Source organism: Nonomuraea sp. K271, from assembly GCF_009908215.1.
GTDB lineage: Bacteria > Actinomycetota > Actinomycetes > Streptosporangiales > Streptosporangiaceae > Nonomuraea > Nonomuraea longispora.
On the sequence record NZ_JAAAHR010000233.1, the window covers coordinates 1 to 11,630 of the forward strand.

Here is an 11,630-nt window from a genome sequence, read left to right on the forward strand (position 1 = left end):
GGACGGGCCCATGCGGCGGGCAGGTCCCGAAGCAAAGGGTCAGCTGGGGGAGTCGGCGGGCCGGTGCCCGTCCGCGGCGGCGTTGCGGGCGGTGGTCTGCGGCGGCGCCGGCGGGGCGTCGCCGATGCCGCCGGTGTCGTTCGCGTACGTGCCCGCCAGGGTGGCGATCGCGTCGGAGTTCACGTCGAGCGCCCTGTCGTTGACGTTCCTGATGTCCTCGCACGCGCTGTGGTAGCACGGGTCGAGCGGGACCCCGGCGGTGCCGCCGAAGACCGCGGCCTCCTCCTCGGTCTTGAGCACCTCGGCCCCGGTGAACAGGCCCCCGCTCAGGGTCATAGGAAGATGGGCCTTGTATCCGTTGAATCACGGACTCGGAACGTTGCGCCTTGGGAGGCCAGATGTCCTACTCGCCCGGCACCTTCACCGTCGGTGGCAAGAGCGTCCGCCGTCTCGGCTTCGGCGCCATGAGCCTCACGGGGCCGGGCGTCTGGGGGCCGCCGCGCGATCACGACGAGGCCGTCCGGGTGCTGCGCAGGGCCGTCGAGCTGGGCGTCGACCTCATCGACACCGCCGACTCCTACGGGCCGTACGTCAACGAGGAGCTCATCAGGGAGGCGCTGCACCCCTACCCGGAAGGGTTGCTGATCGCGACCAAGGCCGGGTTCGTACGCCCGCGGCCGGGCCAGTGGGAGCCGGTGGGGCGGCCCGCGTACCTGCGGCAGGAGGTCGAGATGAGCCTGCGCAGGCTCGGGCTCGACCGGCTCGACCTGCTGCAGCTGCACCGCATCGACCCAGTCGTTCCGCTGGAGGACCAGGTGGGCGAGCTCAAGGCGCTGCGGGACGAAGGCAAGATCGGCAGCGTCGGGCTGTCCGAGGTGAGCGTCGAGGAGCTGGAACGGGCGCGGCGCGTCGTCGAGATCGCCACCGTGCAGAACCGCTACAACCTCACCCTCAGGGTTTCGGAAGGGGTGCTGGAGCACTGCGAGAAGGAGGGCATCGGGTTCATCCCGTACAGCCCCATCGCCAAGGGCAGGCTGGCCGAGCCCGGCGGTCCCGTGGACCACGTCGCACAGGCCGTCGGCGCCACGCCCGCGCAGGTCAGCCTGGCCTGGCTGCTGGCCCGTTCCCCGGTGACGATGCCGATCCCCGGCACGTCGACGGTCGCCCACCTGGAGGAGAACCTCGCCGCCTCCGCCGTGTCGCTGACGGCCGAGCAGGTGCGCGAGCTGGGCTGAACCGTCCCGCCGAAGGGGCCGGCCCGATCAGTGCGGGCCGGCCCCTGACGGTTCACTGTCAGCCCAGGCCGTTCCTCATGGCCGTGAGCAGCTCGGCGTTGGAGGTGTCGCCGCTGAGCTCCCAGAAGAACGCGCCGCCGAGGCCCTGGTTCTTCGAGTAGCTCATCTTGCCGCCGATCGTGGCCGGCGTGTCGTAGCTCCACCACTGGTTACCGCAGTGGGCGTACGCGGTGCCGGCGACCGTCCCCGTGGCGGGGCAGCGGGTCTTGAGCACCTTGTAGTCCTCGATGCCCGCTTCGTACGTGCCGGGCGCCGCCCCGCTCGCCGTGCCGCCCGGCGCGGCCTGCGTGACGCCGGTCCAGCCGCGGCCGTAGAAGCCGACGCCGAGCAGCAGCTTGCTCGCCGGGATGCCCTTGCTCTTCAGCTTCTGGATCGCGGCGTCGGAGTGGAAGCCGGGCGTCGGGATGCCGTTGTAGGAGGTGAGCGGCGAATGAGGCGCGGTCGGGCCCTGCGGGGCGAAAGCGCCGAAGTAGTCGTAAGTCATGACGTTGTACCAGTCGACGTACTGCGCGGCTCCGGCGTAGTCGGCCGCGTCGATCTTGCCGCCGTTGGTGCCGTCGGCCGTGATGGCGGCGGTCACCAGGTTGCCCGAGCCGAACCGGGCGCGCAGCGCCTGCATGAGGTTCCTGTACGCGGCCGGGCCGCTGCTGTCGCAGGTAAGGCCGCAGGCGTTCGGGTATTCCCAGTCGATGTCGATGCCGTCGAACACGTCCGCCCAGCGCGGGTCCTCGACCAGCCGGTAGCAGGACTCGGCGAACGCGGCCGGGTTCTGGGCGGCCTGGGTGAAGCCGCCGGACCAGGTCCAGCCGCCGAACGAGAACAGCACCTTCAGGTGCGGGTGCTTCTGCTTGAGCTTGCGCAGCTGGTTGAAGCTGCCGCGCAGCGCGCCTGGGTCCCAGGTGTCGGCGACGCCGTCCACGCTCTCGTTCGCCTGGTAGAAGCGGTCGTAGTCGGCGTGGCTGTCGCCGATCGCGCACTGGCCGTTCTGCACGTTGCCGAAGGCGTAGTTGATGTGCGTCAGCTTGGCCGCCGAGCCGCTGGTGTCGATGTTCTTGACGTGATAGTTGCGCTGGTAGACGCCCCACTGCACGAAGTAGCCGAGCACCTTGTTCCCGCCGTCGCCGGGACCGCCCGGGTCGCCGCCGTCGCCCTCGGCGGTGGTGGCGTTGACGGTGTTGCCGGCGGCTGAGCGGTTGCCCGCGGCGTCGCGCGCCCTGACGGTGTAGGAGTAGCGGGTCTCAGGGCTCAGCCCGGCGTCGGTGTGGGTGGTGCCGGTGACCGTGCTGACCAGGGTGCCGCCCCGGTAGACCTCGTAGCCGGTGACGCCGACGTTGTCGGTGGAGGCGTTCCAGGCGAGCGAGACGCTGCGGTCGGTGACGCCGGTCGTACGCAGGTTGCCCGGCACGCTCGGGGCGGTGGTGTCGCCTCCGCCGCCTCCGTCGCTGACGCGCTTCCACAACGCGGGGACGTTCGGTGGCTCCCAGCCGGGCTGGGAGGTGTGGCTCTGGAGGCACTCGTACGTGACGCCGTTGTGGGTGACGCGCGCGCCCACCGTGTAGGCCGTCCATGTGGACCAGTCGGCCATGGCGGCGATGGCGGAGGACGCGGAGGAGGTGGCGGCCCATGACGGGGCGGCGACGAGGACGGTGAGCGGCAGCAGTAACGCCGCCAGCCCGGCGAGGGTCTTGCGCAGGGTGGTGTGTCTCATGATTCTCCGACATCCGGTTGGGGGGTGTACGGGATGGGGATGCCACAAGGAAAACTATTAGTAAAGTTTCCTTATAATATGGACGGTAGCCGCAGGTCGGGGAGGCGTCAATACGCGACGCTCAGATGGCGAAATATCGTCAGAATCCGGCTCGGAAGGCCGCGTGCGCGCCCGATCCCGCCGGGAACCGTGAGTGATCTCACCGGACGGATAGATAACGGTTGCGGAACGGTCGCTGACGTGGAGGTGTACCGTGCCTCAGCATTGAGGCGTGGCAGGGATGACCGCCTGGCGGCGGACCGTTGCACGCCACGGGCCCTACGTGGCCCGTGCGGTTGCCGAGTTCCGATCCTGGCCGGCGATCGTGGTGAGTGACACCCGGCGCGGCCCCACGTTCACCGTACGCGGAACCGAGATCCTGAGACTGGCCGGCGCCGACGAGGTGCAGGTGCGCCTGACCGCGCCGGCGATCGACCGGCTGGGCCCCTATCTGCGCGAGTGCGGCCAGGTGATGGCGTGCCCCGACCGGGCCTGGGTCACCGTGCAGCTGGATGGGGAGCCCGACCTCGACCTGCTGTTCGCCCTGACCAGCGTGGCGATCAAGGAACACGTGGCCTGACGTCCGTACCGATTGCCCAGGCGATCGTCGACAATTCATCGCCGACCCGCGGGCGAGTCGGTGCGGGGCCGGTCAGCCGTCGGAGGCCTCCAGCGCTTTCGCGACGCTGCGCAGGTGCTGCTGCATCGCCGTCTGCGCGGCCTCGGGGTCGCCGGCCACGATGGCCGCCACGATCAGCTCGTGCTGCGGCAGCGACACCGCGGCCCGGCCCGGCTGCCGGGCGAGACGGAACTTGTGCCGCACCACCTGCGCCCCCAGCCGTTCGATGATCACTGCTGAGGTGCGGTGGCCGGCGATCTCGCGGATCTCGGCGTGCAGGGCGGCGTTCAGCTCGGAATAGCGGTCGAGATCGTTGCCCTGCACGGCCGTACGCATGGAGGCGACGATCTCCCGCAGCCGCCCGGCCTGCTCGGGGGTCACCCGTTCCGCGGCCTTGGCGGCCGACAAGCCCTCCAGCACCATCCGCACCTCGGTGATCTCGACGGCCTCTTCCTTGGAGACCGCGCGGACGCGGGCGCCCTTGTTCCTGAGGATCTCGACCAGACCCTCGGCGGCCAGCTCCTTGAAGGTCTCGCGCACCGCGGCGCGGGTGGCGCCGAACTGCTCGCACACGTCGGCCTCGACGAGCCGCTGGTTGGGCACGAAATCCCCGCGGAGCACCGCTGCTCTGACCCGTCCGGTCAGCGTCTCCTCCTGCGGGGACCCTGGGGGCACACGATCCTCCCGATGCCGTACGAACCCATCCTGGTCAGCAATATTATCGACAACCCGCCCGTCCCGTAGGGCGTACGGCGGCATCGCAGCCGTTGATCGTTCCGGGTCGGTTCTGTCGGTCGTGTGGGGTAAGTTCCCGGACCATGATCAGCCGTTCGCGGCGGCGCGGGCACTCCCGCCTGCGCCCGCGCACCGGCTGGGGCGGGAGGTTCTGAGGTCGTGGACGCGGACGAGACCGCGTGGGAGCGGCGCAGCGCGGTGCCTGTGGTGCCGCCTGTCGCGCCGCGCAAACTGGCGAAGGTGCCCTTCGTCGAGCTGGCCGACGGGCGGTTGCAGGGGGTGGTGTCGAGCGGATCCGACATCGAGCGGGTCTACGTCTCCTCGATCACCGCCGGCACCCACGCGCTGAGCTGCAGCACCAACAACAACCGGCCGTGCGGCGCGCTGCACGGCCACGCCTGCAAGCACATCCGCATGCTGGCCGACGAGGCGGTCGTGCAGTACGGCCTCGACCGCGTGGCCCGCTACCTGCGGGTCGAGGTGCCGGCGGGTGACTCGCTGATGAGCTGCATCCACGGGCAGCCCGAGCGCACCCCGGCGGCCGTGGTGTTCAGCCGGTTCCTGCGCCATCTGGCCTATCTCGAAGTGACCGACAGCACCGAGCCGCTGGCCGAGCTGCATTGGTTCCCCTCGACGGCCCCTTATGAGGAGGTGGCGCGCTGATGCTGGACGTACAGCTGGGTGAGGTGCTCGCGGGCGGGCCCGAGGGCGCCGATGAGGCGCTCGACCTGGTGGCGGGGTTCGACGACGCGCTCACGCTTGGGTTGGCCCGGGTCGGCGAGGACGCGGCGGCGGCGCTGTCGGCCCTGGCGGACGGGCTGGCCGCCAGCCCGATCGGCGATCGGGTGAGCGAGGCGGCGGACAAGGTGGCCGCGGGGTCGATCGGCGACGAGCGCCTGGCGGCGCTCGCCGGCGGACGCGCGGCGTTGTGCGGCGCGGTCCACGACGCCCTGCTCGGCCGCCTCGACACGGCGCTGGGCCGGCCCCGCACCCCCTGGAACCCGGCGCCGGGCGCGCCGCGACCGGACCGGCCCCTGGGAGGGCAGGCCGCCTCCGGTGATCCGCGCGACGGGCAGGAGGCGCGCTCGGGGGATTCGCCGGGTGGGCAGGAGGCCGGTTCGGAAAATGGGGTGCCGGGGCATCTGCTCGACGGGTGCCGGATGTGGTTGCGTGAGCTGGCCATCGTCGGGTGGCGCGGGGTCGACCACGACCTCGCCGGCGCGGCAGACCAGGCCATCGAGGCGCTGCTCGCCGTGCCGGAGCTGCGCGGGCTCGCGGTGCTGCTCGACGGCCTGGCGGCGGAGCTGCGCGCGTCGAGCCCGGTCGCGACGATGGACCGCCTGCCCGCGCGCAGGTGGGCCGACCTGTGGACCCGCGGCCTGCTGCTGTCGCAGCGGGGCCCGTGGCACGGTGGCGCCGAGCCGGTGTCGGGGCGGCTGCTGATCCTCGGCGCCGACGTGCACGAGCACGCCACCGTGGTGCGGGCGCAGGTCCACGGCGTGCTGGAGCCCACGGGAGGAGGCCAGGCGAGACTGGTGCGCACCAGCGTGGCGGCCGCCAAGGTCGACACGATCGTCGGTCCGGCAGTGTGGCGGCTGATGGGCGCCCATCCGGTGTTGCTGGGCGCGCTGGCCGGTCACCACAGCCTGGAGATCACGGACATGCCGTTGCTTCCGGGTGGCGACCTGGTGTGGCACGACGACCGGGCCGCCGCGGGCGAGCCCGCCGACCCGTTCACGACGGCGCGGGTGGCGTTGCCCGGGGTGAGCGCCCCGGCCGTCCCGCCGCTCGACCGCCATCCCGTACGCATCGCCGAGCCCGTCCTCCTGGAGGGCTACTCCGTCGTCGATGGCTCGCTCGACCTGTCCCCGGCGGGAGGCGGCCACGCGCTGCCGCTCGGCCTCGACCGCCTGCCGCGCGGCGGCCCGCTCACCCCCGAGCTGGTGGCCGCCTCCTCGGCGTGCATCGGCCTGATGCGCTGGGACGGCCGCTGGGTGCTGCAGCCGCTGGCCGTCCAGGCCACGGTGAAGAAGAAGCCGGTCGCCGCGCACAACGGCGACTGGGCCATGGGTCCCACCGACCCCAAGGTGGTCAAGGCCGAGGCCAAGGCCGGTGACGTGGTCGCCGTGCTGCGCGAGCGAGCGGGACGGCTGCTGCGGAAATGACCGACACCCTGGAAAACGCCGACATGACCCGGCGTCAGGTGCTCTACTGGCGCCTGCTTTCCCGGCTGTTCGGCCCCGACGAGCAGCCGGCACTCGAGACGGCCGGCATGGCCATCGTCGAGGACCTCGGCCTGCCGCCCGCGTTGCTCGACCCCGGGGTGTCGGTCGACACCCTGGTGCAGCGTTTCCCCGAGCTGGGCGACGAGCTGCGCGACCTGATGGCGGACAAGGAGCACGAGCAGGGCTCGGAGGTGCGCCGCGCGGCCCTGGTCTCCAAGCTGCTGCTCAACGTGTTCGCCACCGGCTCGGGCAACGTCACCGCGGCCCGGCTGGAGAGCTGGAAGAACGACGCGGGCTGGTTCGAGAAGGGCATGGGCTGCGAGCCGGGCGGGCTGCGCCACCGGGCGGGCGACGAAGAGCTGGCGGCGGTGCTCGCCGGCATCGAGGGTGACCTGGTCAAGCGCATGCACCTGCGCGAGGTGCTCGCCGACCCGGTCCTGTCGAAGCAGCTGACGCCCAGCATGTCGCTCATCGAGCAGCTGCTGCACGACAAACACAACCTGTCGGGGGTCGCCCTGGCCAACGCCAAGGCGCTGATCCGCAGGTTCGTCGACGAGGTGGCCGAGGTGCTGCGCACCCAGGTGGAGAAGGCCAGCGTCGGCGAGATCGACCGGTCGGTGCCGCCGAAACGGGTCTTCCGCAACCTCGACGTCGAGCGCACCATCTGGAAGAACCTCACCAACTGGAGCCCTGAGGACCAACGCCTCTACGTCGACCGGCTCTACTACAAGCAGACCGCGCGCCGCACCACCCCCGCCCGGCTGATCGTGGTCGTCGACCAGTCGGGATCCATGGTGGACGCGATGGTCAACTGCACCATCCTGGCGTCGATCTTCGCCGGCCTGCCCAAGGTCGACGTGCACCTGGTGGCCTACGACACCCGGGCGCTCGACCTGACCCCGTGGGTGCACGACCCGTTCGAGGTGCTGCTGCGCACCACGCTCGGCGGCGGCACCGACGGCACGGCCGCGATGGCCCTCGCCAGACCGAAGATCTCCGATCCGCGCAACACCGTGATGGTGTGGATCTCCGACTTCTACGACAACCGTTCGCTGATCACCGACTTCCAGGCGGTGCACCGCTCGGGGGTGAAGTTCATCCCCGTCGGCTCGGTCAACAGCTCCGGCTCGCAGAGCGTCGACCCGTGGTATCGCCAGAAACTCAAGGACCTGGGCACCCCGGTGCTCTCGGGCCACATCCGCAAGCTCGTGTCCGAGCTCAAGAACTTCCTCACCTAGGAGACCCCCGCATGAGTGACGATATGCTGCGCGCCCCCGCAGAGGTGAAGTACGCCGAGGAGCTCGACTGGCTCGAGTCGATCGACGACGGCCCCAAGCCGTTCTCGTGGCGGCTGAGCCCTCGCATGATCCGGCTGTTCATCCTCGGCTCCGAACGGTCCGACGGGCTCGACCGGGAGATCGCGCAGAAGTGGTTCGGCGACCGCAGCTTCGTCGAGCGCAGCATCGTGACCCTCGCCTCCGACCGGGGCCTGCTGCTGATCGGCGACCCTGGCACGGGCAAGAGCTGGCTGGCCGAGCTGTTGTCGGCGGCCATCTGCCGCAACTCGACGCTCGTGGTCCAGGGCACCGCCGGCACCACGGAAGACCACATCAAATACTCGTGGAACGTCTCCATGGTCATCGCCAAGGGGCAGTCGCGTGATTCGATGATCCCCTCGCCGATCATGACGGCGATGGAGGGCGGCGTGATCGGCCGCTTCGAGGAGCTGACCCGCTCCACCAGCGACGTGCAGGACGCGCTCATCTCGATCCTGTCGGAGAAGTACGTCTCCATCCCCGAGCTCGACGACGACAACATCGTCTTCGCCCAGCCGGGTTTCTCCATCATCGCCACCGCCAACAGCCGCGACCGGGGCGTCAACGACCTGTCGTCCGCGCTCAAGCGCCGCTTCAACTTCGTCCGCATCCCCGTCGTGACGAACAAGAAGAGCGAGGCGGAGATCGTGCGCTTCCGTACGGAAGAGCTGCTGCGCCGTCACCGGATCGAGCTGGACCTGCCGCCCACGCTGCTCGACATCCTCCTGCAGAGCTTCGCCGACCTGCGCTCCGCCGCCTCCTCGGCCACCAGCGACGACGAGAAGCTGGAGTCGGCGCTGTCGACGGCCGAGCAGATCGGCGTGCTGGAGGATGCCATCCTGCACAGCCACTTCTTCGGCGACCGCACCCTGCGCGCGCAGACGCTCGCCGGTTCGCTGGTCGGCTCGCTGGCCCGGCGCAGCCCGGAGGACCTGGCGATCCTGAACAAATACTGGCACGGTGTCGTCGAGCCCCGCAGCAAGAAGGACGGCGGGCAGTGGCCCGAGTTCCTCGAGGGCGGCCGCGAGGCCATCGCCACGCTCTCATGATCGGCCAGACGAGCCCGTTCGGCTCGCTCCGCGAGCAGCTGCTCGACGCCGCCGAGACGTTCGCCGACAGTCCCGTCGCCGTGTCCGGCATCCTGGCGGGGCTGGTCGACGACGTCGACAGGGCGCTGCGCGAGAAGCTGGAGATCTTCCCCGTCTGCCACCACTCGCCGGCCTCCGCGCTGGCGATGGCGCGGCGGCTGCGCGAGAAGCAGCCGAAGGTCATCTACCTGGAGTTGTGCGAAGACCTGCAGCCGCTGCTGACCGAGCTGCGCAACTGCCGGCTGCCGGTGGCGGTGCAGGCGTTCGCGACCGACCTCGACGGCTTCCCCAAGTCGTGGGCGCCGCTCAGCGTGGTGGCGCCCATCACCGAGGCGTCGGCCGAATACCAGGCCATCGCCTACGCCCTCGAAACGCCCGGCGTCGAGCTGGTGCTGGTCGACCGCTCGACCGACCACGTCTTCCAGTGGGCCCCGAAGGAGGACGCCAAGGAACGCAACGAAGAGGCCGGCCTGCACGGCGACGCGGTGGGCGTCGAGATCGGCGACCTGCGCCCGCGCTTCGCCGAGTTGGAGGAGCACCTGCTGCACCACGGCAAGGTGCGCCACTGGTCGGAGTGGTGGGACCAGTACGTCGAGCAGCCGCTCTCGGGTGCCGACTACGACACCTACCGTCAGGTCATGGTGCTGATCGGCAGCCTGTTCCGCCGGCTCACCCCCGTCGGCGACCGGCTGGCCGCCGACGAGGACCGCGAGCGCTACATGTGGACCCGCATGCGCGAGCACCTGGCCGCCGGTGGCGCCGACCCCGGCGACTGCCTCTACGTGTGCGGCGCGTTCCACGCCGCCAGCCGTGTCGAGCAGTTCGGCATCGAATCCACGGCCCCCTACACGATCAGCCCGCGCACCGGCACGAAGTGGCTGTACGGCCTCATCCCGTCCAGCCACTCCGCCATCGAGGCGCAGTTCGGGGTGGCCCAGGGGTCGGTGTCGATCGCGGCAGCCACCTGGGCGAAGGCGGTCACCCGCACCAAGCTGGCCCCGTTCCAGCTGGCCGGGCAGAAGGGCGCCCGCAAGCGGGCGGCCAAGCTGCCGCCGCCGAAGGCCGACGAGGCTCCCGCCGACCGGCTGACCGGGTTCCTGTCCCGGCCGCCCGCCCTCGACGCACTCGACGAGGCCGAACTGCTCGGCTGGTGCGTCGACATCGTCCGGCTGGCCCGGCGCAACGGCTACCTGGCCAGCACCGCCGACGCCATCGCGGTGTTCGAGACGTCGATCCTGCTGGCCGGGATGCGCAACAGGGCCAGGCCCACCCCCTACGACTTCCAGGACGCGGCGGTCACCTGCATCGAGAAGGACGTCGTGCCGGGCCGCCGCGACGTGCGGCGCCTGTGCGAGATCCTGCTCGGCGGCGACCGCGTGGGGGAGGTGGGCTACGACGCCCTGCCGCCGCTGGCCAGGAACGTCTACGACCGGCTCGCGCCGCTCGGCCTCGACCTGGGCAAACGTACGATCCAGCGGGCGCTCGTCGACCTCGGTGCCCAGCCCGAGCTGGTGCCCTGCTCCGACCTGCTCTGGATGTTGCGCTACCTCCTCCCCGACGACGCCGTCCGGCCCATCATGGGTGAGCGCAGGCTCGGCGAACGGTCGATCCAGGAGAGCTGGGATCTCGCGTTCGGCAAGCACCAGCGCTCCATCATCGAGCTCGGCTACGAGGGCGTCACCATCGAGCAGGTGCTGGAGCAGCGGCTGCGGCGCTCCGTGTGGGATCCCAAGGCCACGGCCGCCGTCGCGCTGGCGGCGGTCGAGGACGCGGTGCTCTTCCTCGGCAGCCGGCGCTTCGCCGACGAGCTCGGGAAGCGCGCCGTCGAACTGCTCGCGGCCGAACGCGGCGTCGACGACGCGCCGGAGGTGCTGCGCAGGATCCGGCGGCTGCTGGCGTACTACCGCGCCAACGAGCCCGAGCTGCCGGCCTGGTGCGAGGCGTTCGTGACGACCGGCTACGCGCACTACTGCACGCTGCTGCCGACGGCCTTCGTCGACGACGACACCGGCGTGCGGCAGGTGGGGGCCATGCTGGGGTTCCTGTTCACGATGGAGAGCCTCGCGCTGGCGCTCGGCTGCGACCGGGCGCAGCTGGAGCTGGCTGTGCAGCAGTCACATCCGGAGGCGCCGGCCAAGGTGGCGCTGCTGTGGGCGGCGCACACCCAGCTCGGGCTGCTCACGATGGCCGACCTGCGGGCGCGCTGCGACGACCTGCTCGCCAACCCGCTGGTCATCCCGTCGTTCCCGCAGTACATCATGGGCTTCGTGCACGCGATGGAGCCCGCTCCGGCACTGTCGGGGTTCGTGGTCGAGGTGATCTCCAAGGCGTTCGGGCGGCTGCCCGACAGCGTGCTGCTGCCGTGGCTGCCCAAGCTGATCACCACGCTGCGCTCGGGGGCGGCCGACCTGGTTCCGGTGCTCGTGCGTGAGGCCGGCCGTACGTTCCCCGGTTCGCTGCCCGCGGTGGACTCGTGGGTGGCGCCGTAGTCGGCCCCGCCCAGGCCCGCCTCGTCGGTCGCCGCACCCGTGGCGTCCGGGCCGGTGGCGGAGCTGCTCATGGGGCATCCGGCGGCGTGCGACGGGGTGGCGGGGCTGCTCGGCTG

The 11,630-nt window shown here is 71.0% G+C and carries 9 protein-coding genes and 1 pseudogene; 7 read left to right on the plus strand and 3 right to left on the minus strand.

Annotation, left to right across the window (positions count from 1 at the left end):
• Positions 1-39: 39 nt before the first annotated feature.
• Positions 40-336 (minus strand): hypothetical protein, encoded by a 297-nt coding sequence (locus GUY59_RS51095; RefSeq protein WP_201762043.1) that lies wholly within the window; start codon positions 334-336, stop codon positions 40-42.
• A 62-nt stretch (positions 337-398) separates the two neighbouring features.
• Between GUY59_RS51095 and GUY59_RS43345 the strand changes: the two genes are divergently transcribed.
• Positions 399-1,235 (plus strand): aldo/keto reductase, encoded by an 837-nt coding sequence (locus GUY59_RS43345; protein WP_138207337.1) that lies wholly within the window; start codon positions 399-401, stop codon positions 1,233-1,235.
• Positions 1,236-1,293: 58 nt separating this feature from the next.
• On the opposite strand, the gene GUY59_RS43350 is transcribed toward GUY59_RS43345, so the two are convergent.
• On the minus strand, positions 1,294-3,003 hold the full coding sequence (locus GUY59_RS43350) for a glycosyl hydrolase family 18 protein (RefSeq protein WP_138207339.1): 1,710 nt from the start codon (positions 3,001-3,003) through the stop codon (positions 1,294-1,296).
• A 280-nt stretch (positions 3,004-3,283) separates the two neighbouring features.
• On the opposite strand from GUY59_RS43350, the gene GUY59_RS43355 reads away from it, so the two are divergent.
• Positions 3,284-3,622, plus strand: coding sequence for a luciferase domain-containing protein (locus GUY59_RS43355; protein WP_236668075.1), 339 nt, complete (start codon positions 3,284-3,286; stop codon positions 3,620-3,622).
• A 72-nt stretch (positions 3,623-3,694) separates the two neighbouring features.
• On the opposite strand, the gene GUY59_RS43360 is transcribed toward GUY59_RS43355, so the two are convergent.
• Positions 3,695-4,336, minus strand: a complete 642-nt coding sequence (locus tag GUY59_RS43360; protein ID WP_252375189.1) for a GntR family transcriptional regulator — start codon at positions 4,334-4,336, stop codon at positions 3,695-3,697.
• 219 nt (positions 4,337-4,555) lie between these two features.
• Here GUY59_RS43360 and GUY59_RS43365 point away from each other — a divergent pair, with 219 nt between their 5' ends.
• The 5 genes and pseudogenes from GUY59_RS43365 to GUY59_RS43385 all read left to right on the plus strand — a co-directional run.
• Entirely contained in the window at positions 4,556-5,059 is a 504-nt protein-coding gene (locus GUY59_RS43365; protein ID WP_138207345.1) for a hypothetical protein, read from the plus strand.
• A complete protein-coding gene (locus tag GUY59_RS43370; protein WP_138207347.1) occupies positions 5,059-6,561 on the plus strand; it encodes a hypothetical protein in 1,503 nt (500 codons plus the stop codon). Before GUY59_RS43365 ends, GUY59_RS43370 begins: the two co-directional genes overlap by 1 nt.
• On the plus strand, positions 6,558-7,859 hold the full coding sequence (locus tag GUY59_RS43375; protein WP_138207349.1) for a VWA domain-containing protein: 1,302 nt from the start codon (positions 6,558-6,560) through the stop codon (positions 7,857-7,859). The genes GUY59_RS43370 and GUY59_RS43375 overlap by 4 nt, the downstream gene beginning before the upstream one ends.
• Before the next feature lie 11 nt (positions 7,860-7,870).
• The gene (locus tag GUY59_RS43380; RefSeq protein ID WP_138207351.1) at positions 7,871-8,986 is read left to right on the plus strand and encodes an ATP-binding protein; all 1,116 of its coding nucleotides are present in this window, start codon (positions 7,871-7,873) and stop codon (positions 8,984-8,986) included.
• Positions 8,983-11,630: pseudogene (locus GUY59_RS43385) on the plus strand (DUF5682 family protein); the annotation flags it as partial. The gene GUY59_RS43380 and the pseudogene GUY59_RS43385, both read left to right, overlap by 4 nt.